This is a genomic window from Thermosphaera aggregans, from assembly GCF_014962245.1.
GTDB classification, from domain to species: Archaea; Thermoproteota; Thermoprotei_A; order Sulfolobales; family Desulfurococcaceae; genus Thermosphaera; species Thermosphaera chiliense.
Genome location: NZ_CP063144.1, coordinates 657,952 through 680,409 on the forward strand (window position 1 = coordinate 657,952; position 22,458 = coordinate 680,409).

Consider the following 22,458-nt stretch of genomic DNA (forward strand, 5'->3'; position numbering starts at 1 on the left):
TCGGATCGACCTCTACATTTTTCAGGGCTGGTCTGATGGCGCGTGTTTTCAAATGGTATGATCTAGCATTGTGGGGTATCGCTAACTCAATCGCATCAGGACTGCTCATCTACTCTGTGCAGGATATTGGAAGGCAAGGCGTGTATGGTGCCGACGTAGCTATTTCTTACGTTGTTGGAGGACTAGCATTCCTCCCTATAGTGCTCACAACGATTCAAGTAGGAATGTACGTGAGGGATATCGGGGGACCGTACGTCTTGATATCTAAGACAATTTCACCCTACATGGCCTTCATATCAACAGCCTTCTACATGTTTGCCAGCGGCGCGCTTCTCACCATAGGTTTTCTAACATCTCTTTCCATCGAGTTTTTATCCACACCAATATATCTCGCCGGATATTACTCCGGGAACGGCTTCCTGACAAGGCTCGGCCTGGTTCTAAACTCAACGGTTTCCATGATGGTTTTCTCAGTCATTGTGGTAGCATCAATCTGGATGATCAATACTGGTGGATATGGTGCTGTTAGAAAGGCTTTATACTTCACCACTCTACTCCCCCTCACAGTTTTATTCGCCCTCTACGGCTTCACAATACTATCTTTCTCAACGATTTCATTAGTTGAGAATGATATTGTGGGGTTCCACAGTATTGCGGGAATAGTGTTTAACGGTGAGGAAGCGGCACAGCATTTTCTACAGCCGCTTTTACCCGCGGATATTAGGTCGGCCACTTTAAACTACGCCTTAATAGTTTTCTGGTCATACCTGGGTTTAGAGATACCTGCGTTTCTCTCGGGCGAGGTAAAGGAGCCAGAGAAAGCCTATGTAATCGGAGGGTTCACGGCTTATTTCACGGTTCTTCTAACCTATCTCTTCTCAAGCAGTGTTGTGAAAGCAGCGGGGGTCGAATCACTCGCAGCATACTCATACCTCTATTTTAACAACCCTGATTTGCTTCAAAGGTTTATCACCCTTGAAATGATACCGCAGCCTTCGCTTTTCCTCCCATTTTATCTAACGCTTCGCAACCCCTTACTGATTACACTGCTTGGCTTCGCAGGCTTCCTCTTCTTTTTCAACACGGCTTTGACTTCATGGGCTTCATCCTTAAGGGCGATTCATGCTTTATCCCGCGACGGCTTCATCCCAAGCTACCTAGGCGAGTTCGACGCTGAGAAAGGAGTCTACCCGGGGGCTAACAACATAGTTTTCGTCGGCTCACTAATCGGACTTGCCTTGGGATTGATCTCTCGGGAGTTTAAGACCATTCGCTTAGCATTGCTCAGGGTTTTTAACTTCTCCTACGGGGTAATGATCACGCTTCTAGGGTTCTCACTGGCTCTTTACGGCATAGTTTCTATAGCGGGGACCGCCTCTAAGTACGGGAGGCACAAAGTCACTCTCACCGTTATCACGGGCTTGCTGTGCTCTCTTATAGGTTTGGTGATCACGGTGAGCACAGGGGTGGGGGCAACCCTCTATGATTTCATAGGAATAGTGATCGCGGGCTTGCTTATCTCCACGTTGCTGTTAATCTCGGTCCTACATGCTTCAAGGAGGTAGCCTTTCATAGGTCCGTAAAACCCACATTGTCGCGACCACAGCGTTGAGAATGGAGAGAAATAAGAGTGGAATAGGGGATAGTACGATGTTGGCTAGAGGCGATATCTCCATGCTTATTCTCCCAAGGATCAAGATTCCAGCAGAATTTGTCTCGACACACTCCCCGATAAGGGATTCAACCACTCTCCCTATGTAAACGGTGTGAGTCATATAGAAGAAGGTTGTGGAGAATATAAAGGCCAAGGAGGTCGGGAACATTAGCCTGGCTAGTAATGGATTATGCCTCTTGTAGACCCAGTATGTAACTGAATTGAGTCCTAGGACTAGTAGGAAAAGACTGTTCAAAGTGATCGGTAGGCTGAGGCTTACGGCTTTCTCAAGCTCAGGTATTCTGACCAGTGTATCACCTATTTTCAACTGGTAGAAGGAGAAGGCTATGAAGCCCTTTAATACCCCGTCCAGGATGTAAAGAGGTATTATTAGCACGAGGAGTATGGTTAAGCTGTAGACTATTGCAAAGCATCCTGCAATAAACTGATAGGCCAGTAAATTATTCTTATTACTTGTCAAGCCTCCCCACCCATGTAAGGGTCTGGTTCATGAAGGTGTATCTTACTTCAACATAGCCTTGTGTTGTAATCCCTGCGAGGTCGATTTCCCTGGTCTCAAAAGGCTGGAGGGTGAAGCCAGGTGCAGAGAATTCTCTAACCTCACCCATATACTGGACTCTTAGACCTTCAACGTTGCTCCTGATCTTGTAGCCGAGTATTTCAATGGGGACGGGATTAGGGTTAAAAATCACTAGTTTATCATTCATGACTGATAAAACGGGCTTCTTCCAGTCTATTACAAAGGGGTATTTCCCTATTAGGAATCCCAGGTCTAGTGAAAGTCTTAGCTTAACCATGAAAGCTGAGAGATTGTTAACGTAAAGTTGCGCGTAAAACTCGGCGGGCGGATGAACCAGAACTTTATCGCTATCGATATAGTAGCTGGAGCATTGCATTGTTAATGATTGAGAAATTAAAAGACATTCCTCAACCCCCTTTATTCTCAACTCCGTTGAGTGATAGTCTATGGTTAATGCCGAGTAACCGGCTTCTGAGAATAATCTTGCAAGGCTCATGCTAGGAAGCGATAACTTTGTCAGAGCCGGAGGGGTTTGCAAAACATAAATAGTGAGATAGGTAAGATTGAGTAGCAGAAAAATAAGGAACACGAATGTTTCCAGTACAAAGGCTTGTTTGAGACCTTTCCACGGACTTACTGGGAAGAAGACGAATATGAGTGATATCATGATTAATGGAAGCCATATTAGCAACGGTATGGCACCTATTACTTTAAACCTTATAAGCTCGGTCGAAATAGGGGGGTCGTTAGAAGGATTATAATCGCCCCTGGTAATAGCGTAAGTTCCGTCCACCTGTATAAGCCTATGTACGACACATGTTGATACATCGATACAATAGATTACCACATCTCCCTCCTTATACGAACTAATGAAGGATCCCACCCCGATAACAAGGTCGCCCGGCTTCAGCGTGGGATACATTGAAAAGCCTGAAACTGTGAAAAAACCTAGCGGAGTGGGTATGAATCTTGCTCCAATACTAAAACTTACTATTAGAATTAGGTATATTATTCGGATAATTCTTCTCATCCTCTCCTTCACGGTTCTCCACCTCCTAAACCGTAGAGAATAAGAGGATATGAGACACAGACAGATTTACTCGAAAAACAGTACTCAACGGAGAGTTTAGCCGTGTAGACGCTTCTGAAAAAGAGTCCGCTTACAGTTATTTTTAAACCTCCGTCTCGAAGGGTCAAGGTAGACGTGCGAGGGGATATTACCTCCCCGTTCACAACCATTATCGGGTATGAACTCGTGCTTGAAGATTCCAGCGTGATATTAAATGTAGCCTCGCCTACCGCTTCAATAGATTCTAGGATGAGGCTTACCTCAAACTCTTCTGCAAGGATTGAATACAGTTGAATTACACTTAGTTTCAGGTCGGAGGAATTAATGTAGAAGAATACTGTAGCACCTGTATACGTAGGATCTGCGTATCCCTCGAAAGCCTTAGTGCTTGAGACCAAATAATCCTCGCCACCTATCAGTGGAATAGATGTTTTCACCGAGCAAGAAGTATTATTCGAAGAGATCTGTAGTACACCGCCATCGCCCACTCCCGTGACAAGGTCTTTGACAACGCTTAGCATCGCTATCCCATTAACATCTGACAGCCCCTCCCCTACGAGGCTTCCATTCGAATCGTATAACCGAGCAGAAGCATTGGGGGAGAGTCCTGTGACATTCAGGTATGCAGGGTTCCTTTTCGAAATGACGAAGTCGTCGAACATAGCGCTCCCCCCATCTATCTCCAACCCCACGTATTGAGCAGGGAACCTTCTGTTGCTGGTGCTTGTTGCTGAAACCGAGGTTAAGTATACACCGTTTTCCGAGTAGACTTCCGCGGTGATGACGATGGAGGTTGGACTGTACTGGTAGCGTACTATTAATGTGTACCATTGGTCAGTATAGGAGAAGTTCGGGGAAGATGCCAATTGACTCCACCCATTAAGACTTTCAACGTTATAGCTCCAAATGTTTAGTCTTGCGCTAGCGCCAGAAGGGTTTATGGAGATCTCATACAAGCGGTTAAGGTTATTGTTAATCAAGACTATTCCAGCCCAACCTGTTCCCGCGTATCTTATTTTAACACCCACGTAGAACCCCACGTACGAGCTCAAAGCAAGGTTTAAATAATATTGTGACGCTCCTCCTATTCCACCATTGTTATCCTGACCACTCACCCCGCCTCCTTTATGACCACTTCCAGAGATCCACCAGCTACCCCCTCTTGCCAACCAATCAGGGGAGGTTTGCTCGAAATCGCTCCAGTAAATAGTGTTGTTAGACCTCTTGGTGATATTGAAAGGCACGAGCGGGCTGTCTAAAACTGTTAAAATAACGGGAGGTGGAACAGGAGTGATTTGTGCTTGCAAAGGGTTAAACACGTAAACCCCTGCGTGCAAGCTTGTGAAGCAGGAAGCCGCAAGGAACAAGACGAGTAGGGTTTTCAATGATGTTTTAAAAAATTTGTCGAAAAAGTGGATTTGGTCCACAATGATGATTCACCTCACGGCGGCGTCTCAGTGTTTACAGTGCTGTATACTAGTTCTAGAAGGATAGTCCCGCCTCCGGTTGGGGGCGTTGTTGAGCTACCTCCGTTGGTTCCGTATATGAATTCAAAGTCAATTCTAAGCTCCCCGTTGCCGTTTAGAACCACCCAGCCACCTGGTTGCAGCTGAGTTGTTAACAAGTCCACCTCTCCTACCTTGGTTGCCCCGTCGTAGAGAAGTAGTTTGGCACGAGCCAGGTTCCCATCAGTGATTGTCGAGTGGATGTTCACTTTCACGTAGTAGACCTGGGAGTCCAGGTTCTTAATTCTTAACACGTCCAAGTAGTATGTTCTCTGATAGGTGGGGTGTAGCGTGACTGATGCACTGGTACCTGTTGCATCAATGATGGTTGAAATAGTTGTCCCGTACAAGTCTCTCTGATTGTTATTGCTTCCTTCGACAAATATGACTGGTGGTGGGGTAGGGGAGACCTGAACGCTCGCAGGATAGTATACGAATACGCTGGCGAATACTATACTTGCTAAGATCGTTGCAACGGTTAAACCCAGTATATACTTTCCGGCTTGCATAGTCTCCCTCTTTTCAGGATCATGATTTCTCGCGGTTTCCTTAAAAACGAGAGGACATTACTAAGGGTGTATTGAATAATGAATTATAAGCTTGAAAATTAATTTACAAATTATGAGGAGTTGGTCTTGATACCAGAAGCAGGAGCCACCGATTCATTGAGCAATGATTGTGGCGTGAGTTTTTCGCCAATGCTTCGAGACGCTTCTCAGAAGATAAGCTTAAGCAGGCTAAGAGACCTGCTTGAGCTTGAAAGACTGGAGCATCTTGGTCAAACCTTGAGGGATTTGGCACGGGAGGTTTCAAAGGCTCGGGAGGAAGATTACTTGCTATTAGATTATAGGAATGAGAAAGGTGTTAACTGCTTAATTTTGGCGAAGGCTTCAACGATCGTCAACGTTGAGTGTCTTGGGGTTGAAAAAAACGCTGATAAATACGTCGAGCTTCTTGCTCATGCATGCATAGAAGGCAGGGGTGAGCTTCGAGTTTACAGAGTTAAACCTATCTTTATCGAGTGGTTGAAGAAGTACGAGGTCGGGATACCTGTTCTTGACAAGGCTCATGAGAAAATGTTCACCGAATTCCAAAAGGTCTTTACCGCTATCCTAGACGGGAGAGTGGACCAGGTTCCCGGCTTGATTAAAGCAGCCTACGAGTCTATTCTGGAGCATTTCAGGGTTGAAGAGCAGTTGATGACGAAGTATAACTACCCTCGGGCTAAGAGGAGGGAGCATGAAGAAAGCCATGCAGAGTTTGAAAACATTGTTAAGAGGCTTGTTCAAACCGTGGATGAAGGCCGGTTTGTAGATCTGTACATTCAGCAGTACCAGTTCCTACTAACCTATTTAGACTACATGTTAAGGGAGGATAAGGAGTTCACAAGCTTTCTTCTTGAAAAATGCGGGGTTTACTGCACTGTTTAACCCGTTTTAGCCTCTCCTGTCTTCTCCTCTTTAGCCTCCTGCTCAAGCTTTTTCAACTCTTCCTCAATCTCTTTCTCAATTTCCTCAATAGGTTTAGGCGGAGGCGTTGTGGCTAGAGTGTACCCTATCCATCCCAGTATGCCGAAAACGCCGATTACAGCGATCATCAGGGTTAGCTGGACGAGTATGAAGCTGTACTCTGTAAGGAAAAGCACGTATCCGTAGACAATGATAATTATCAACGAGGATAGTACAAGTAACCATCCTATCATTTGATCACGACTCAATACCTTCAACCTCCAGGAGTTCTATCGTATTCGAATATATAAAAATCTAACTCAGGCTTTTATATCCTCTGTCCATTATTGGGGCAAAGCCTAATCATGAGTCACCTCTTAAACATCGGACCCGAACCCTGTTTCTGAATAATGCTCGTGACTAATATTTGAAGAGGCTTGATTTTGAGTGAAATCCTTGATAAAGGTGCAAGCTTCTCTAGTTTTCGCTAGAGACACCGGGGACTGGATACGACGTAACGGCTTCGTACGAATTAAGACGATATGGAAGCCTTGCCCTGAATGCGTTTTCAAGGACTTGATACACAGTTTTTATCTTTAACAATGAATTATTAAGTAAAGATTTCGGGCAGTATTGAGCCGTAAAAAATGTTAATAGTTCTCGTACAAGCCCATGGGTCTTGAACGATATCAACGGGGAAGCAGCTCCGATTGGCTGGGTCCTGAGTATTGAATAAGACTGGGAGCATCGTCTGACCCGCTGAGTTAGCCTTGCCGAGTATCGTGTCTTATTTAAACAGTAGTGGATTTTCCAAGGATCTAGAGTTAAGCTTTGCAAGAGGCATATATTTTAGCGAAAGCCTGGAGCTGGTCCAGAAACTCTGCTAACTGCATTTTTTCAAATTTTTTCTTCAACTCGCGAAATTCTCTCCTTAAATTGCCCGCGCAGCTTTGGTCTTTCTTGAACAAGGCTTTAGACGTTAACTCCTCTTGCAACCTCTTCTCTAGCTCGCGAATGAAGAAGATAGATTCCTCAAACTTACACATTATTGTTGAGAGATAGAGTGCGTGCACCAGCCTCACAAGAGGCTCCGGCTCGGTTAAGGAAAGGTATAGTTCTATCTTATAAACTCTCGCCTCAAACAAGTCTCGCGAAGATAAAATACGGTTTAATTCCTTCACGGTGTCTTCGAAACCAGGTATATCCTTGCAGTATACGTGAGTTACCTGCTCCCCGATCATGACTAGGTTGCAGTTCGAGGTAGGGCCGCGAATATCTACGTAAACCGGATAGTTTGCTGACTCCTTTACTGCGAATTCATATATCTTACGACCAGGCTGGTTGAGAGTTACTATCAATGTAACCTCAAGCTTCTGCCTGAGAATATTCAGAGGGAGTAGCTCAAAACATGTTTTAAGACTAGTAGTAGCTGTTATTTTATTAGTACCAGTCAAATTCAAATCAACCTTAATCTATATTTCTTTCTGTTAAATAAAAATTTTCTACATGAATACGCGTTCCGCGTCGTTGAAACGATCGTGAAACAATCCTTTTCAATCAAAATCGCATGTAGCTTTCTCCCCACTCTCAATTAACTGATATTTAGCGAAACCTTGTTTAAGATCTTCGGGTGCTTGAGAGACTAAAACTATGGAGCGTCTCGTGGGGTGTAGAGATGTGAGGGCGAAAGCCCTTACCAATCCCGCAACAGTAGCCTCTTGGAGTACTATTATCTGGTCGTTTAACTCTATCATGAATCTTGTGTGGAAGTGTCCTTGAGGAATACAAGCCACGATCTTTTTGACATCCTCGTTTCGATATATTTTGATGGGTTTTTCCATAAGGATCAACCGCTTTCCGGCAATATTTAAGTATTCGACATTTTCATTTTTATGTGTGAATCAATGCTGATCAAGTTTTCAATGAGCGAGTTAGAAAATGATGAATCTGCTGGTCAGCGTGATATAGCTTCTAAGAAATGAATACTTGAAGGGAATGTAGACGAATATTTCTATGTTACTCTTCTCCAACCTATTAATTACGGCGTTAATCTGCGAAACAACATCTAGCTCCATGTTAATGTTTAAATCCGATGGCGTTATAAACAAGGTATTTGCTTCCCATCCAGAATAAATAGTCTTCTCTCTCACAATCTCTTTAATAATATCCTCCCCGGACAATCCCTCTCCAGATTTTTCAACTGTCTCACCAATAATTTTCAAAAGCTCAGTGAATTCGGGTCCGAACAATTTTTCAGCATTCCTCAACAACTTGCTGAGTTTTTCCAACTCCACCTGGTACTCTTCGTAGTTTTCACGTCTTAAATAATCCCTTTTTATAATCCTTATCTTCTCGGAAGTTTCCAGCAAGTCTCCTAAGAGAATTGCAGCATTAAGTCTATCCGACACAGTTGTAAAATCAACCCTTCTAGCGTATGCCAGTTTGTTAAAAATTCTCGTTACTTGAATGTTTCTAGGGCTTTTCTTCTCGTAAATAATTGTTAGCTTACCTATTCTATGAATAGATATGAAGCTGGCAAGCATTGATAGAGTGTCGATTACCTCCCATAGCGTTGAGTCGAAGTAAACTGGAATACTGGTCAGGTAAAGGTTATCCGGGTCGCAGTTGAATACTATATGGGATTTCAAGAATTTGAGCTCTGTTTTTAAATCTTGGTTTTCTAAAACCATTACTACCTTGCTATTAGATTTCCCCGCTCTGTACCCGTAAAAGGCGTTTTTACTCAACAGGAGTCCTACGGTTTTAGCTAGTTCAGCACAGGACATGTTACTCATTCACAATATCGCTTATGCTCCCTGATAACGGCCTAACCGTTGTCTTCATTAACTGTTTCCTGAAAACTCTCTTATCGCCACATATGAAGCTGCTTCGGCAAGAAGCTTTTAAAGCCCCGGCTGCTACAGCGTACTTCAACGCCTTCTCCACGCTCCCGGTTTCAATGTAGATCGCATTAAATAGCGCGTTGAAAGCGTCCCCGGAGCCTGTTGTATCAGCAGGTTTTTCAACAGGCTCTGCATGAGAGTACCATGCTTTACCGTGATTTATTGCCACAGCTCCTTTACTCCCTAGTTTTAACGCGATAAGCTCTACGTTCAGGTTTTCCAGCTTACTGAGAGAACCCTCGGTAAGCACCAACGCTTCATGCTTGTTGAGGAATAAGACATCTACGTGCTTCAATGTTTTCAAAACCCTGGAGCGGGCTGTGCTTACGAATCCGCCTGGATCGTATGAAACAAGGGGAACGTATTTCTCAGCCACGCTCGCTACCTCGCAGGCTAAGCTAGGGTTAACGGATGCCACGTGCAACACGTGTGCCTCTTTCAGCAAGTCCAGCGGCACGTCTCTCGGGGTCAGAGACTGGTTTGCGCCGAGATATCTGATCATCGACCTGTTGCCGTCAGGGTAAACCATGATTATAACCATGCCTGGACCGTCCTCAACTATTTTAGCAAAGGTTGTTATGACGCCTTTCTCACTGACAGCTTCAAGCGCGCTCATGGAGAGGGCGTGGTTCGATACTGATGAGATCAGGACAGCCCGGTGCCCATACCAGGAAACGGCTACAGCGTAGTTTGTAGCTGCGCCCCCTGGCCTAATCTCAAGGGAGTCGGCTATCAAGCTCTCATCGGGCTCCAAAGGCTTGCTCACGTATGTTACGATGTCAAGGTTGAGATTTCCCACGCTCACGTGAAGATAGTTCTCACTGGTTTTCAAACCCATTGCGCCTCTTTCCCAAAATTTCAGTAATTAATGAGGGGGTGATAATTTTCCTTCCAGATTTTTGGAGCTCGGCATCCCATTCGCTGAGGATTTTCACAGCCTCATTTGCAACTTTCACAGCTTCCTTAACTCCAGCGTTCGGTATAAAAACCTCTGTTTCACGATTAGCTATCGCAGCGCAGACAGCCCCGGCTCTCAATCCATAAATGTTTGCCAGCGTGAATATTACTGAAGCCTCCATTTCGAAGTTTAAAACGTTAACACTCCTCAGAAACTCTATAAGCCCTTTTTGAAAAGGAGGCATGTAGCCTTTGAACCCAGGCCTCTCCTGTCCCACGTAGAAGCTGTCACTGCTCGCAGTTAACCCTACATGATACTTAACGCCTAAGGAGTCGGCGGCCTCTATAAGAGCCAATGTAACATCTATGCTTGCGACAGCCGGGTACTCTGGGATCACGTAGTGTCTACTTGTTCCATCAAGCCTTACCGCGCCTGTTGAGATAACGAGGTCTCCTACCTCAATGTTTTTGATTAAGGCACCTGTTGTACCCACGCGGATGAAGGTGTCGGCGCCTACTCTAGCTAGTTCCTCAACGGCGATGGCGGTGGCGGGGCCCCCTATCCCTGTGCTGGTGGCAGTGATGAACACGTTTTTGTAGTAGCCGCTGTACGTTACGTATTCTCTATGCTGAGAGACTTTCCAGTTTTTCTCCCAGAAGCTGGCTATGAGCTCAACCCTTCCTGGATCACCTGGTAGTAGCACGTACCTGCTGACATCGCCTGGTTTTACTTCTAAATGGTACTGTCTTCCCTCCTCGGTTTCAGGAGTACTCGCACTCTTCAAAGTCTTAACCATTAAGCCTCCCCAAATCACATGTTATAATTTACTATAGGTAGTATATTTTAGTTTCCATCGAAGCCGTGTCAACTACTCCATAGGAAACTTTACCTGTTAAATACCCGCATCCCTCGCCAGGGTTGAACAGGACCACACCATTAACATTCTCTTGGTGCGGCTGATGCGTGTGCCCATATAATACTGCGTCAACGCGTAGGCTTTTAGCAAGCGCTCTTGCTACCTCTACCGTGAAGGAGGCGTCACTCATCCCGTGGAGTAGGAAGAGCCTTCTACCATCAATCTCGTAGATTAAGGGTTCCTGGCTGAAAAACCAGCCGTAATTTCTGAAAAGCGTTGTCAAGAGGTAGACGTCGCCGTCATTGTTGCCTTTTACAGCAATCACTTTCACATCTCCAACAAGGTTTTTCATCATTTTAACTGTGAAAGGGCTTACAATATCTCCTAAGTGAATGATCGCGTTGACCCCGTGGTCTAGGAGTTCTCTAACGATTCTTTCAGTTGAAAAAATATTGTCATGAGTGTCGCTCACGACACCTAGGAGCAATAACAACCCCTTACTCTACGCTAATCTTAAAACCTTTCTTCTCTTTTTTCGTCTTTTTCATCTTGATTTCTAACACTCCGTTCTTGTAGACTGCTTTCGCAGAGGAGGGGTCAACCTCTGAGGGGAGTTCAACCTCTTTATAGTACTTTCTATTAGTATCGCTTGCACTTATAACCAGCGTCTTGCCATCCTCGCTTATCTTGGTCTCTATTTTATCTTTCTCAACACCGGGGATTTCAGCTACAACGGTGATCTCGTCACCGCTTTCGAACACGTCAACCAAAGGCTCTCTCTCCTCAGTTATCATGGGTCGTCCTTTAACTCTTCTAACGTTTCCAAACTCTTCCACAACCGGTCTCCCATCAGGGCCAACGGTTATTCTAAACCCGTAAACATATGGTTTAATCCCTTGTTTCTCCAGCTCCTTCTCCAGCTCTCTCAGCCTCATCGGGTTGAATAATTCCTCAAACTCCCGCAACATGTCTTCGAACATTCTCTCAATGTCTCTTTCAATATCCCACCAGAAGTATCTTCGCCTCCTCCTGTATTCCCAGTCATCCTCCACTAAGACCACCTTGAGTATTTCTTGTTTAGGCTAACTATAAATATTGCGTTATTAAGCCTCGCCTGCTATTAAATAGTATAAGTGGTGTTGGATTTTGAAAACCGTTAACAGGGTAATAAGGGTTTCAACGAAGGAGAGGTTTCAGCTCGTCAACATAACCAGGGAGGTTGAATCATTCGTGAAGGAGTCGGGGATTTGCCAGGGGATTTTAATAGTTAGTGTTCCACACGCCACGGCTAGCATAATCGTTAATGAGAACGAGCCAGGGCTTCTTTCCGATATAATCGAGAAGGTTAAGGAGATAACTGAACCGGGAAGTAGCAAATGGCTTCACAATTCGATCGATGACAATGCTCACGCTCACATAGGTTCAGCTCTATTCGGGCATGAAAGAGTTTTCCCCATCATCGACTGCAGGATCTTAAAAGGGATTTGGCAAGATATTTTCCTCTTAGAGATGGATGGTCCTAGAGGTGAGAGGAAAATAGTGTTAACTGTTCTGGGTGAGTAGTTATGAGGTTCTACGTAGCTTCCGAGGAGGATTTGTTGAACGGTGTGGTAACCGATATTTACTTCAAGAGGACGGTTAAAATTCTGAGAGCTAGAAATATGCGGAAAAAGGTGAGGGTGGAGTTTCATTCCATGAGCCTCCCCGAAGGTTACGAGTGGGCGGTTTTCACGGGTCTTGAAGAAGCCCTCAAGCTCCTGGAGGGGAAGCCTGTTAATGTATACTCAATGGATGAGGGAACGCTGTTTAAGCCTGGCGAGCCGTTAATGATTGTCGAGGGATACCTGGACGATTTCATCATCTACGAGACAGCCTTGCTAGGGATTCTACGACACTATTCGAGCATCTCAACAAAAGCTGCGAGGCTGAAGAAGCTTGCAATGAATAAGACACTGCTTTTCTTCGGCTTGAGAGCAGTTCACCCGGCTCTCGCCCCCATGGTTGACAGGGCGGCGTTTATAGGTGGGATGGACGCGGTCTCGGGAGTTGCTAGCGAGAAGTATTTAGGCTTAACACCATCTGGGACGATGCCGCACGCTCTTATAGTTGTGTTCGGGGATCAAAGAGAAGCTTGGAAGGCTTTCGACGAAAACGTGGAGGAGAATGTTCCCCGTATAATGCTGGTGGATACCTTCTATGATGAAAGAACGGAGGCTTTGATGGCTGCTGAAACACTTAGGCAAAGGCTCCACGGAGTTAGGCTTGACACGCCGGGAAGTAGGAGAGGAAACATGAGGAAAATTGTTGAAGAGGTTAGGTGGACACTGGATCTGTACGGGTATAAGAATGTTAAGATCGTTGTCAGCGGAGGCATCGACGAGGAGGAACTGGTTAAGCTGAGAGATATTGTGGACGCTTTTGGAATAGGTACGAGTGTTTCATTCCCCCCTAGCATCGATATTAGTGCTGATGTAGTTGAGGTTTACGAGAACGGGGTTTGGAAACCCGTTGCTAAAAGAGGGAAGCTCCCTGGTGCTAAGCAGGTTTACAGGAAGAGACCAGGGTTGAACGACATAGTAAGGCTTCTGGACTCTCCTGGAGAGGTTCCTCCGGGCTACCACCCACTTCTAAAACCCTATATTATCGATGGAAAGCTTGTGGGAAAGCCTCCCGCTATATCTGAAATAAGGGACTACGTGCTGGAGCAGTTGAAAGAGCTCCCGGATACTTACTAGAGTTCTTTTTAAACCCAGTTCTACACGATCCCTCTCGCCTCTTACGAGACTTCACGCGGCATTTCCAAAATCTTTTCGAGTTCCAGCAGATTTTTAATAGTTGGATAGCTTCCAGCAGGATCATCCCATGGAAAGCTCCATTGCTTCCTGAACTCTTTCCTAACGAGGAGGATGCGGGGATTATTCTCCAGTTTAACGTTGATCTTGAATAAGTTTACTGGTTTATCATCCACGTAAACGATCAGGGAGTTTTCATATTTCTTCTCTAAGTATTTTAATGCTTCATGCCTTGAGGGATAATCCTCGCCTACGACGATTATTTCGTCGAAGTAAGGGGCAAGGCCATCTGCTTCCAGCCTCCATTTCTTTAGTCCTGGTATGTCATCCATAAAGCCTACGTGAATTATTCGATAGTTTCTTTCCCTAAACCTCTCTAGAGCTGTCAATACGCCAGGTAGTATCGCGGAGTTTTCGATTCGCCTCTCCCAGTATTTCCACAATAGGTGGTTGAATAATTCTTCATGTACTTCTATAATGCTCGGCCACCAGTCAATTCTTAAGAGGCCACATCCCTCCGTCAAGTATTCCATGTATAGAAGATACCTTCCGAACGATCTATCAAGCCCTGTCAACGCGGGCAGGTCTTCAAGGTAGAATTCTTCCAAACCATTGTAGCTGTCGACGAGTACTCCATCATAGTCAAGCGCTATGATGATTTGATCCATTATTACACCTTTCACAGAGGTACTAGTTTAAGATAACGTTAAGAATATTTATTAAAAACGGGTTGGATGGAGTGCTGGTTTCACAGGACACTGTTTTAGATCACTACTATGTTGGGACGATTGACAACTGCTACGGGGTTATAGTTGGAAACGACCATACTCCTTACTACTTTATTGGCTATTTGAAGTATTGTCCATCTCCCGGTGAAACCTACTGGAGGAGTGGGGGTTTATCTTACGAAAGGCTTGTTAAAACCTACGACCCGTTTCAAGTCCACGAACACGCTGTTTTAAAAGAATACATCCCCTTCTACGACGCCCAGGTTCCGGTGATACCGGTTTCAATGATACGCAAGATTTACGATCCTGTTGAGCGAGCTAGGCAATTGTTATCTAAACCTGTGGATGCCTTGGAAGCGAAGGCTTCATCCCTCATTCAAGCACTACATGATTGCACAGGCTTAACCACCGGGATAGGTGTGACAGGGTCTATCCTGCCAGGAATTCACAATCCAGCTGTTAGCGATATCGACATAGTTATTTACGGTTGGAGAGAGTCGCTGAAAATCATAGAGTGTGTGAAAGAGTTAGACCTGTTTCAACCCTTCACAGAAGGGTTGATGGAAGACTGGTCTTCCAGGATTTCAAAAACATCTGGACTACCTGTGGGAATGGTGAAACACTTATATCGGAAATATAGGAGAGGTTTGTTCAATGGAACACCTTACTCAATCATGTTTAACTCCCGTCAAGGAGAGAACGTGTTGCTGAAGCCTCATTTCAAAAGCCTTGGCGAAATCACGTTATCCGGGATTATCAAGGGGGGTTTGGACGCGCTCTCCTATCCTTCACGAGGAGCGCTTGAAAGCTACACGGTTTTATACTCTACTGTGGAACCGCTTTACGATGTCACTGAGATCACGAGTTTCGAATCACTATATACTTCAATACTATTCGAGGGTGGTGATGTTCTCGTAAAAGGGTTACTTCAGTGCAGTGACAGATTGGAGAGTTGCAGGGTTTTAGTAGGAGGAGTGGAGGGTAAGGGGTTTGTCAAGCCAGTCTCCTAGTTTAAAAATAGCTGTTGCATCCTGGCTTTACGGCGACAAGACTATTGGTAGACTCCTCTGCTACTACTTGAAAGAGAGGGGAATACGGCTCGTCGTGCTTGCCGGGAACACTGTTTCACCAAGCCTCGTGGAATGGTTGATCGATAAGTGCGGGGCAACGGTTTTAGGGGTAACAGGCAATCTTGACGATTCTTCACTAGCCTCGGTTCTCGCCTCGAAAGGATCCTTGCTCGAGACGAAACCCCACCTAATTGATAATTTAAGGTTTATTGGGCTAGGACTTACAGGATCCCAGATGGAATATTCCTGCCGCTCGAACGTGGAAGCAACAGTATTCGTCTCATTCTTGAACGGGAGATTACACAAGTGTTGCAGTGGTTTATCAACCGGGATCGTTGACGAGGTTTTAGAAAAAACTGAGGCGAACCTTGTAATAACGGGAGCGTGCCCGCATCCCTGCGTGAATGGGAAGGTGGTCTCACCGGGCTATGCCTACCTGGGATGGGTCGGAGTGATTGAGTATTTCACGGGAAGGTTCAACATCGTATTCGAGAACCTGAGAATGAAGATGTAGCTCACTTAAGCCACTGAATCATAATTTATATATGCGAGGATAAATACGTATGAATTGAGGGGTGCTTATAAATGGTAAAAGCCTTGTTCGAACCCAAAAGCATAGCGGTAGTGGGAGCAAGCAGGTCTCCCGGAAAGATCGGTCATGTAGTTCTTAAAAACATAAAATACTTCGGATACTCGGGGAAACTGTACCCGGTCAACCCAAATGCTGATGAAATCCTGGGATTGAAAGCGTATCCTTCAATCTCAAGCATTCCCGACGAGGTTGACGTAGCGGTTATCACCGTGCCAGCCCAAGAGGTTCCGCCCGTCATAGAGGAGTGTGCGCGTAAAGGTGTCAAAGTAGCGGTAGTTATAACTGCTGGTTTCTCGGAAGTCGGAAACGTTGAAACCGAGGAGAAAATGGTTGAGACCGCTAGAAAGTATGGTATGAGGATTCTAGGCCCAAACATATTCGGATACGCTTACACCCCGTTAAACATAAACGCGACATTCGGGCCGCTTGAGCTTTCGAAAGGTAACATAGCGTTCATCACTCAGAGCGGGGCGTTAGGCATTGCGTTAATGGGTTGGACCATAATGAACGAGATAGGCTTGTCGGCTCTCGTAAGCGTTGGCAACATGGCTGACCTGGACGTTATCGAGCTCTCGGAATACCTTGCAGACGATCCCAACACTAAGGTGATAACCATCTACCTGGAGGGGTTGAAGCCCGGGTATGGTAGAGAGTTCGTTGAGAGAATGAGGAAGGTGAGTAAGAAAAAGCCTGTAATAGTCATTAAAGCTGGCAGAACCCAGAGAGGTGCGTCCGCAGCGGCTAGTCACACCGGGAGTTTAGCGGGAAGCGACTCCCTTTACGAGGCGGCTTTCAAGCAGGCGGGAATCATAAGAACATACACTGTTGAAGACATGTTCGATGTTGCAAGGGCTTTCGCTCTACAACCACTACCTAAAGGTGATAGAACGATCATAATTACGAATGGAGGAGGGGTTGGAGTGCTAGCCACCGATGCAGCCGAGCTGAACAATGTTAAGCTGGTGGACCCGTCCCCGAAGTTGAAGGAGAAGCTTAAAGCCTCCATGCCCTGGTTCGGCAGTCCTAAGAACCCTGTTGACTTAACGGGACAGGCCGTGGCCGATAATTACTTGAAAGCTTTGAAGGCTGCACTAGATTCCGATGAGATTGACAATATAGTTTTGCTGTATTGTAGAACTGCGATTCTCGATCCAAGAGAACTCGCTAAGGCAATTGTTGAGTTCTACCAGTCAAACGGGGCTTCTAAGCCTATAGTGGCAGGTTTCGTGGGCGGCGAGGACACGTACGAAGCTATAAGGTATTTGAACAGAAACGGAATACCAGCCTACGGAGCGCCTGAGAGAGCTGTTTACGCCTTATCTAGGATGATATGGTACAGTAAATACATTTCTTCCTCTCGCTAAGTAGAATCGAAAATTTTTCCTTAAAACAACCTGCTTCCCGGAGCAACTGGTTTTTCAACAGTGGCTATCACGGGCGGATCAGTATCTGTTGCTAGTAGCATGCCTTTGCTTTCAAGCCCCATCATTTTTTTCGGCTTCAGGTTTGCAACCACAATGATGTATTTACCAATGAAGTATTCGGGTGGGTACCATTTACCCAGGCCCGCTATGATCTGCCTCTCGCCCAAGGCCCCGAGGTCAACGACTAGCCTGATAAGCTTCTCACTCCCCTGCACCTTCTCTGCGGATTTGACCAGTCCAACTCTCAGCTCGATGCGCGAAAAGTCCTCGATCCCTACTTCCTGGCTCATATAATCACCTTAATAGAGTCTTTTCGCCTATCACTAATTAAACAGGCTGGTATAAATGTTTAATGCCATACTCGTGCGACCCGGGGAATACATGGTAAGAGTGAATACTAGGGCTACCTACTTATCTTTCCTGAGAGAAAGCATTGAGAAAGTGTTTGAAAGGAAAGGCTTAAAGGCGCAATTGAAAGTTGTAGATAATGTTAGAATACTAATAGATCCGTTAGGCTCACCCTTGGATCAATACTTAAGTATTCTGCGATATGTCCCCGGGATCTCTTCTTTCAGCCCTGTCGTGGGAATCGGGAAAGATTATTCCGTTCTTATTGAAACCATTTCTAACATCCTGGTAAGGGATAGGGTTAGAAGGTTTAAGATAGAGCTCCAGGGAAGTCTCGGCGTTGGTAGAAAAGAGCTTACAGCTCTCATATCTAAAGCAGTAGTTGATGAAACAGGAGCCGTTGTCGACCTGGTGGAGCCCGAGGCCGTTATAGGAGTCGACGTCAGAACCCGGGTAATGTTTGTTTACAACAAGGTCTACAAGGGGATGGGCGGGCTACCATATGGCATTCAAGGTTGTGGAGTAGTCTTGTTCTCAGGAGGCGTTGACTCCGCGCTGGCATCCATTCAAGCCGTTAAGAGGGGGGTTAGAGTAATTCCTGTCTTCGTAGACATGTCCCCTTACTGGTCCCCGCAAGCTGTTGAAAGAGCGATGGAGGGTTTAAAGCTTCTTGCTGAGAAAACCCCGTGGGACAGGCTTAAAGCATATATTGTGAAGAATGCTTCAAGAATCGTTGCAAACGCTGAGATACCTCTAAAGTACAGGTGCTTAGCATGCAAAGCAACCATGTACAGGATTGCTAGCCTGATAGCTGAGAAGGAAAACTGCGACCTTATCATCACAGGCGAATCACTGGGGCAGGTTGCCAGTCAAACCTCCAGTAATCTTAAAACCTTAACAAGACTCGTCGACAAGCCGGTCACGCGTCCGCTGATTTTCATAGACAAGGAAGAAATAATTGAGGCATCGAGGAAAATTGGATTCTCAGTTCTTTCACGAGAAGTCGGCGAATGCAAGTTGAAACCGGACAGCCCGGCGACATTCTCGGGTAAGGAGGTACGGGATATTCTAGCAGAGTACTTAAAACAGGCTGAGAAAGACTTGGAAAATATCATTCATGAGTCTGAAGTGGTTTACCTCTGAGTCATAAAATCCTCGTTTATCCCAGCCAGCTCACAAAACACTTGTAGCGGAGTCACATTTCCAAGATACATTAGTTTCTTACCGATGTCTTCGTTTACTTCGAGGTCCACTTCTTCAGGGATTATCTGTTTTAAAGAGCTATACAGCTTGTCGAGACGCTTCTTCCCCTCCAAAAGTATCCTGTTATACTCTTTGACAACAAGGCTTAAACCCTCCTCGGGTACCACAAGATTTTCAACGGTTCGCAAAAGCTGCGAGACCCAGATCCCCGTGGACAATTCTAATAAAAACCCTTTCGAACGGCTTAAATGCATGATGCCGCTGTGTTTATAGCCTTCTTTCCTCGCGTGTTCAAGGATCCGGAGGGCTAGAGGTATCTGGGAAGAAGAGAGATGGATTATGGGTCCCGTAACAACGATCCATAATTTCCTAGCTACTTTCACCCGGTAAATGCTTGCTAGTTCATCGAGAGTAATTGGGAGATGCTTTTTAAAAACCACGCTAGTATCCTCCCTGCTCCAAGGATTGTCACCGTCGACAAGGGTGATCCTACCGCTACAGCTACTCATCGTGTAAATGCGTGCGTCAAGGTTGAGCAATAGGAGGAGAGGGAGAAGGTCCTTATCCAAATACCCTATTTCCAGATCCTCCAGAATTCGCCTCCAGAAGGATTTCTTCCTCTTTCTCCAAGATTCAATGTTGAATTTCATTCCAACCCCTTATTATTAAAAACGAATTCTGCTTATAATTGCAGATTGGTGTAGGGAATGTACGGTCTTGCTTACAGCATAAACGATCCCGCCGGTGCGGGAATAGCGCGCGCTCTCAGGGATAAGATGGGGCTTTCAGAATCCTCTGTTTGCAAGAACAGCATAACCTGCTTTCAAGGCGGGAATATTGTTTTAGCAGGATTCAGGGAGGATGTGATATATTTTGATTTTCTAGATGATAGAATGCCTCCGGAGGTTGAAATATACATCATCTTGTCGAGACACTCCAGCGAGGCACGAGTTAAAAGTTACACGGTCCACCACACAGGCAACTTTGGTGGGAACGCTTTGTACGGTGGCAACCCAGGGGAACTCGGTATATCATCGCCTATGGTTTCTTGGCTTCTTTTGCGAGCATTGCATGATAGCTGGAGGAATAGTAGTCGAGCCGAGTACGAGGTTAGCTACGAGGCAACACATCACGGCCCAACCTCCCTATCTAAGCCGCTGGTCTTCGTGGAAATCGGTAGCAGCGTGGACGAGTGGGGAGACCCGTCAAACCACTTCATTATTGCCTCTTCGATTGTAAAGCTCCTTGAATCGCCACCGGCAGATTGTAAGCCGGTAATCGGGATAGGTGGTGGACATTACCCTAGAAAGCACACGGAAATAGCTTTGAAAGAGAATGTTTGCTATGGCCACATTATTCCCAAGTACGCCCTCCAACACCTTTCCCAAGAAATCCTTGACAAGATGATTAGTAGGAGCGATATCGACGTAAGAGGGATTATCGTTGAAAAGAAGGGCACTCGCATCGAACATAGGAGTCTTATAGAGGATTACGCGAGCAGGAGAGGTATAGAAGTAAGATACGTTTGAGCTTTTAATTCTTCTTCAAAGAAATCGGCAGGTCTAGAAACCATGTTTTAGTTAATTTACGCCAGATAATTCTCAAAGTAGCTTCGTCAACGCCCTCAGGCATCTTAACATGGATTTTCCTGTTGACTAGCATTTGGGGGTCAATCCTCTCCACATCCTTACTAGTGTAGATTGCTTGACCCTTGTGGAGAATAGTGTAGACCACGCTGTCAGGGGCAGATTCACCGGTGTTCTTCAAGCTTAGATCAATTACTAGCTCCCTGCCCTCCATCCGCACCGAGTCCAGGCTTCCAACTAGAAACGGTGCTTTAAGAGTGCTATTGTAACTGATCACGTTGGCAAGGAAGACCTCTTTAGTTTTCGAACTATTAACACTCTCCTCAACCTGGATGAACACTGGTTGTTTACCTTCTCTCGTGAACTCGTATTCTTCGAAATCGTTGTGAATACCGAGCCTGATAATTCTATCTCCAATATGTACTGTAGTTATGAGGTCCTTTGACATCGAGCCGTAGACTATTTTCACATTGGAGTAAGGCTCGTCCTCACCCTTACTTATGTTGAACCTCTCCCCGGGTCTCAACCGGACCAGCCCTGACCTGTATTCAAGGCTTGTCCTTCCATCCTCGGATTCGTAAATTGAGAGCAAGAGAAGGGTTTTAATGGAGAATCCTGTGCCACCTTCATGTTTAATAGTCACGTTAACCCAGTTCCTGCTCATCGACTCTTCAGTGTTCAAAATACTTGTTATGTCGAAAACGAATTTAGAGTATACTGCTGAATCGGTTTTCGCGGTGAATAACGGTTTGAACTCTTTGGTTATGTTGACCCCGTTGACTTTAACTTTCCAATCAATCCTATTGTCTTGCGACTGGACAATCATGTCGAGAATTGCCAGTTGAAGCGGCGTGAAACTCCTGTTTGGAAGGCCTATTGGTATGGTTACTTTTTGATTTATATTTCCCCCCAGCTTCACCTCTGTGTTTCTAAAGTCAATGTAAAGGTCCCCGTTGAAAGTCTTGTTAAGTATCAATGGTAAGTCATTCAAGCTCATTTAACTCCCCGTGTTAAAATTATTATTGGGAGTAGGGATATTAAATTAAGGGATGAAGAAGCCCTGCCGCGAGAGATTAGAGATGATCAGAGTGAACCCCTGTCTGACCAGACTCCTTAGAAGAGGATATTGGCAGAGTAGTAACATTCATAGCTCAGAAATTTCCTTGCACACTGTATCTGTAACTTCCTCTAATGCTTTAATCGGTTCATATCCCTTGTTAAAGATAAAATCGTAAAGTCTCCGGTAGTGATCGGAAACCTCCTCCGAATACTTCTCCAAATCCCCCCATGGAGGATCTATTTCACCTCCCTTCCCCACGCCTGGGCATATGCTGGAGACATACATCTTGTCAAGCACTTTAGGCCCGTATGGGATGAACGGGAAGAGCCTGCACCTCATGGGTCTTGCAGGGTAGATGCTGCATGAGGGTAAGCCGTTGACTTTAACAAGGAAGACGCAGCGGTCTCTCTCACCTCTTAGAAATGGTACCGGTATATGGTCTGCTACTACGGCATTAACGTACTTGCCAACGAGCTCCCGCCAGTCCACATTCATGTATTTCGCTATTCTGCATATATCGTAGGAGGTTAAAGTCACGTTTGGCCCGCTACTGCAGCAAACACCACTTCTCTGGCATTTGAAACTGAATTTAGCCCCTTTCACTACTTCACGAGGCAATTCCAACTACCCGCACATGCCTCTTAACGGACATTTCGAGCACTTCGACCCTGTTAACTCGTAGTAGATCTCTTCTGCATCCTCGTCAAGTATAACCCCTGGTATGAGTTTTTCCTCTATATTCTTCTTGTCCTGTTCACCCATCTTCCATCATCAATTATAA

General features: G+C 45.4%; 27 protein-coding genes. 9 read left to right on the forward strand and 18 right to left on the reverse strand.

The window, feature by feature from the left end; genetic code table 11:
- Positions 1 to 35 precede the first annotated feature (35 nt).
- Positions 36 to 1,565: an APC family permease gene (locus IMZ38_RS03915; protein ID WP_193435614.1), complete on the forward strand. Its 1,530-nt coding sequence runs from the start codon at positions 36 to 38 to the stop codon at positions 1,563 to 1,565.
- On the opposite strand, the gene IMZ38_RS03920 is transcribed toward IMZ38_RS03915, so the two are convergent.
- The 4 genes from IMZ38_RS03920 to IMZ38_RS03935 are packed head-to-tail and all read right to left on the reverse strand — an operon-like array spanning position 1,554 to position 5,278.
- The gene (locus IMZ38_RS03920; protein WP_193435615.1) at positions 1,554 to 2,135 is read right to left on the reverse strand and encodes a hypothetical protein; all 582 of its coding nucleotides are present in this window, start codon (positions 2,133 to 2,135) and stop codon (positions 1,554 to 1,556) included. The two genes, IMZ38_RS03915 and IMZ38_RS03920, sit on opposite strands and share 12 nt — an antisense overlap.
- Positions 2,125 to 3,237: a signal peptidase I gene (locus tag IMZ38_RS03925; protein ID WP_193435616.1), complete on the reverse strand. Its 1,113-nt coding sequence runs from the start codon at positions 3,235 to 3,237 to the stop codon at positions 2,125 to 2,127. The genes IMZ38_RS03920 and IMZ38_RS03925 overlap by 11 nt, the downstream gene beginning before the upstream one ends.
- Entirely contained in the window at positions 3,234 to 4,649 is a 1,416-nt protein-coding gene (locus tag IMZ38_RS03930) for a hypothetical protein (RefSeq protein ID WP_193435617.1), read from the reverse strand. The genes IMZ38_RS03925 and IMZ38_RS03930 overlap by 4 nt, the downstream gene beginning before the upstream one ends.
- Before the next feature lie 56 nt (positions 4,650 to 4,705).
- Positions 4,706 to 5,278, reverse strand: a complete 573-nt coding sequence (locus IMZ38_RS03935) for a hypothetical protein (RefSeq protein ID WP_193435618.1) — start codon at positions 5,276 to 5,278, stop codon at positions 4,706 to 4,708.
- A 126-nt stretch (positions 5,279 to 5,404) separates the two neighbouring features.
- On the opposite strand from IMZ38_RS03935, the gene IMZ38_RS03940 reads away from it, so the two are divergent.
- Positions 5,405 to 6,199 (forward strand): bacteriohemerythrin, encoded by a 795-nt coding sequence (locus IMZ38_RS03940; protein WP_193435619.1) that lies wholly within the window; start codon positions 5,405 to 5,407, stop codon positions 6,197 to 6,199.
- On the opposite strand, the gene IMZ38_RS03945 is transcribed toward IMZ38_RS03940, so the two are convergent.
- The 8 genes from IMZ38_RS03945 to hsp20 form a co-directional block, all read right to left on the reverse strand.
- Entirely contained in the window at positions 6,196 to 6,486 is a 291-nt protein-coding gene (locus IMZ38_RS03945; protein ID WP_193435620.1) for a transcriptional regulator, read from the reverse strand. The two genes, IMZ38_RS03940 and IMZ38_RS03945, sit on opposite strands and share 4 nt — an antisense overlap.
- 555 nt (positions 6,487 to 7,041) lie before the next feature.
- Positions 7,042 to 7,671 (reverse strand): hypothetical protein, encoded by a 630-nt coding sequence (locus IMZ38_RS03950; RefSeq protein ID WP_193435621.1) that lies wholly within the window; start codon positions 7,669 to 7,671, stop codon positions 7,042 to 7,044.
- A 99-nt stretch (positions 7,672 to 7,770) separates the two neighbouring features.
- The gene (locus IMZ38_RS03955) at positions 7,771 to 8,058 is read right to left on the reverse strand and encodes a hypothetical protein (RefSeq protein WP_193435622.1); all 288 of its coding nucleotides are present in this window, start codon (positions 8,056 to 8,058) and stop codon (positions 7,771 to 7,773) included.
- Positions 8,059 to 8,148: 90 nt separating this feature from the next.
- A complete protein-coding gene (locus tag IMZ38_RS03960; RefSeq protein ID WP_193435623.1) occupies positions 8,149 to 9,012 on the reverse strand; it encodes a hypothetical protein in 864 nt (287 codons plus the stop codon).
- Entirely contained in the window at positions 9,005 to 9,919 is a 915-nt protein-coding gene (locus IMZ38_RS03965; protein WP_264408896.1) for a carbohydrate kinase family protein, read from the reverse strand. The genes IMZ38_RS03960 and IMZ38_RS03965 overlap by 8 nt, the downstream gene beginning before the upstream one ends.
- Before the next feature lie 19 nt (positions 9,920 to 9,938).
- On the reverse strand, positions 9,939 to 10,814 hold the full coding sequence (udp, locus tag IMZ38_RS03970) for a uridine phosphorylase (RefSeq protein WP_193435625.1): 876 nt from the start codon (positions 10,812 to 10,814) through the stop codon (positions 9,939 to 9,941).
- Between the two features lie 31 nt (positions 10,815 to 10,845).
- A complete protein-coding gene (locus IMZ38_RS03975; protein ID WP_193435626.1) occupies positions 10,846 to 11,361 on the reverse strand; it encodes a metallophosphoesterase in 516 nt (171 codons plus the stop codon).
- Positions 11,362 to 11,371: 10 nt separating this feature from the next.
- On the reverse strand, positions 11,372 to 11,926 hold the full coding sequence (hsp20, locus tag IMZ38_RS03980; RefSeq protein WP_193435627.1) for an archaeal heat shock protein Hsp20: 555 nt from the start codon (positions 11,924 to 11,926) through the stop codon (positions 11,372 to 11,374).
- Positions 11,927 to 12,020: 94 nt separating this feature from the next.
- Between hsp20 and IMZ38_RS03985 the strand changes: the two genes are divergently transcribed.
- Together IMZ38_RS03985 and IMZ38_RS03990 are read left to right on the forward strand one after the other, a co-directional pair.
- The gene (locus tag IMZ38_RS03985) at positions 12,021 to 12,437 is read left to right on the forward strand and encodes a secondary thiamine-phosphate synthase enzyme YjbQ (RefSeq protein ID WP_193435628.1); all 417 of its coding nucleotides are present in this window, start codon (positions 12,021 to 12,023) and stop codon (positions 12,435 to 12,437) included.
- Between the two features lie 2 nt (positions 12,438 to 12,439).
- Entirely contained in the window at positions 12,440 to 13,609 is a 1,170-nt protein-coding gene (locus IMZ38_RS03990; protein ID WP_193435629.1) for a nicotinate phosphoribosyltransferase, read from the forward strand.
- 41 nt (positions 13,610 to 13,650) lie between these two features.
- Here the strand turns inward: IMZ38_RS03990 and IMZ38_RS03995 are convergent, their stop codons facing one another.
- The gene (locus tag IMZ38_RS03995) at positions 13,651 to 14,334 is read right to left on the reverse strand and encodes an HAD family hydrolase (protein WP_193435630.1); all 684 of its coding nucleotides are present in this window, start codon (positions 14,332 to 14,334) and stop codon (positions 13,651 to 13,653) included.
- Positions 14,335 to 14,405: 71 nt separating this feature from the next.
- Between IMZ38_RS03995 and IMZ38_RS04000 the strand changes: the two genes are divergently transcribed.
- The 3 genes from IMZ38_RS04000 to acs all read left to right on the forward strand — a co-directional run bounded on the left by IMZ38_RS04000 (position 14,406) and on the right by acs (position 17,420).
- Entirely contained in the window at positions 14,406 to 15,404 is a 999-nt protein-coding gene (locus IMZ38_RS04000) for a hypothetical protein (RefSeq protein ID WP_193436908.1), read from the forward strand.
- Positions 15,385 to 15,978 carry a hypothetical protein gene (locus IMZ38_RS04005; RefSeq protein ID WP_193435631.1) on the forward strand — a complete coding sequence of 198 codons (594 nt, stop codon included), beginning with the start codon at positions 15,385 to 15,387 and terminating at the stop codon, positions 15,976 to 15,978. Before IMZ38_RS04000 ends, IMZ38_RS04005 begins: the two co-directional genes overlap by 20 nt.
- 71 nt (positions 15,979 to 16,049) lie before the next feature.
- On the forward strand, positions 16,050 to 17,420 hold the full coding sequence (acs, locus tag IMZ38_RS04010; RefSeq protein WP_193435632.1) for an acetate--CoA ligase alpha subunit: 1,371 nt from the start codon (positions 16,050 to 16,052) through the stop codon (positions 17,418 to 17,420).
- A gap of 20 nt (positions 17,421 to 17,440) precedes the next feature.
- On the opposite strand, the gene metG is transcribed toward acs, so the two are convergent.
- Positions 17,441 to 17,770, reverse strand: coding sequence for a methionine--tRNA ligase subunit beta (metG, locus tag IMZ38_RS04015; RefSeq protein ID WP_193435633.1), 330 nt, complete (start codon positions 17,768 to 17,770; stop codon positions 17,441 to 17,443).
- 55 nt (positions 17,771 to 17,825) lie between these two features.
- On the opposite strand from metG, the gene IMZ38_RS04020 reads away from it, so the two are divergent.
- Positions 17,826 to 18,971 carry a tRNA sulfurtransferase gene (locus IMZ38_RS04020; protein ID WP_193435634.1) on the forward strand — a complete coding sequence of 382 codons (1,146 nt, stop codon included), beginning with the start codon at positions 17,826 to 17,828 and terminating at the stop codon, positions 18,969 to 18,971.
- Here the strand turns inward: IMZ38_RS04020 and IMZ38_RS04025 are convergent.
- On the reverse strand, positions 18,962 to 19,681 hold the full coding sequence (locus IMZ38_RS04025; RefSeq protein ID WP_193435635.1) for a tRNA(Phe) 7-((3-amino-3-carboxypropyl)-4-demethylwyosine(37)-N(4))-methyltransferase: 720 nt from the start codon (positions 19,679 to 19,681) through the stop codon (positions 18,962 to 18,964). The two genes, IMZ38_RS04020 and IMZ38_RS04025, sit on opposite strands and share 10 nt — an antisense overlap.
- Positions 19,682 to 19,738: 57 nt before the next feature.
- On the opposite strand from IMZ38_RS04025, the gene IMZ38_RS04030 reads away from it, so the two are divergent.
- On the forward strand, positions 19,739 to 20,560 hold the full coding sequence (locus IMZ38_RS04030; protein WP_193435636.1) for a D-aminoacyl-tRNA deacylase: 822 nt from the start codon (positions 19,739 to 19,741) through the stop codon (positions 20,558 to 20,560).
- 4 nt (positions 20,561 to 20,564) lie between these two features.
- Here the strand turns inward: IMZ38_RS04030 and IMZ38_RS04035 are convergent, their stop codons facing one another.
- The 3 genes from IMZ38_RS04035 to IMZ38_RS04045 form a co-directional block, all read right to left on the reverse strand.
- Positions 20,565 to 21,614 carry a hypothetical protein gene (locus tag IMZ38_RS04035; RefSeq protein ID WP_193435637.1) on the reverse strand — a complete coding sequence of 350 codons (1,050 nt, stop codon included), beginning with the start codon at positions 21,612 to 21,614 and terminating at the stop codon, positions 20,565 to 20,567.
- A gap of 147 nt (positions 21,615 to 21,761) precedes the next feature.
- Entirely contained in the window at positions 21,762 to 22,295 is a 534-nt protein-coding gene (locus IMZ38_RS04040) for a YkgJ family cysteine cluster protein (protein WP_193435638.1), read from the reverse strand.
- 6 nt (positions 22,296 to 22,301) lie between these two features.
- Positions 22,302 to 22,439, reverse strand: coding sequence for a hypothetical protein (locus IMZ38_RS04045; protein WP_193435639.1), 138 nt, complete (start codon positions 22,437 to 22,439; stop codon positions 22,302 to 22,304).
- Between the last annotated feature and the right edge of the window lie 19 nt (positions 22,440 to 22,458).

Coding starts and splice junctions, on each gene's coding strand:
- metG (WP_193435633.1), bottom strand. CDS start 17,770: ATGAGCCAGGAAGTAGGGATCGAGGACTTTTCGCGCATCGAGCTGAGA.
- IMZ38_RS03990 (WP_193435629.1), top strand. CDS start 12,440: ATGAGGTTCTACGTAGCTTCCGAGGAGGATTTGTTGAACGGTGTGGTA.
- IMZ38_RS03935 (WP_193435618.1), bottom strand. CDS start 5,278: ATGCAAGCCGGAAAGTATATACTGGGTTTAACCGTTGCAACGATCTTA.
- IMZ38_RS04030 (WP_193435636.1), top strand. CDS start 19,739: ATGTACGGTCTTGCTTACAGCATAAACGATCCCGCCGGTGCGGGAATA.
- IMZ38_RS04035 (WP_193435637.1), bottom strand. CDS start 21,614: ATGAGCTTGAATGACTTACCATTGATACTTAACAAGACTTTCAACGGG.
- IMZ38_RS03960 (WP_193435623.1), bottom strand. CDS start 9,012: ATGAGTAACATGTCCTGTGCTGAACTAGCTAAAACCGTAGGACTCCTG.
- IMZ38_RS04025 (WP_193435635.1), bottom strand. CDS start 19,681: ATGAAATTCAACATTGAATCTTGGAGAAAGAGGAAGAAATCCTTCTGG.
- IMZ38_RS04045 (WP_193435639.1), bottom strand. CDS start 22,439: ATGGGTGAACAGGACAAGAAGAATATAGAGGAAAAACTCATACCAGGG.
- IMZ38_RS03915 (WP_193435614.1), top strand. CDS start 36: ATGGCGCGTGTTTTCAAATGGTATGATCTAGCATTGTGGGGTATCGCT.
- IMZ38_RS04020 (WP_193435634.1), top strand. CDS start 17,826: ATGTTTAATGCCATACTCGTGCGACCCGGGGAATACATGGTAAGAGTG.
- udp (WP_193435625.1), bottom strand. CDS start 10,814: ATGGTTAAGACTTTGAAGAGTGCGAGTACTCCTGAAACCGAGGAGGGA.
- IMZ38_RS03995 (WP_193435630.1), bottom strand. CDS start 14,334: ATGGATCAAATCATCATAGCGCTTGACTATGATGGAGTACTCGTCGAC.
- IMZ38_RS03955 (WP_193435622.1), bottom strand. CDS start 8,058: ATGGAAAAACCCATCAAAATATATCGAAACGAGGATGTCAAAAAGATC.
- acs (WP_193435632.1), top strand. CDS start 16,050: ATGGTAAAAGCCTTGTTCGAACCCAAAAGCATAGCGGTAGTGGGAGCA.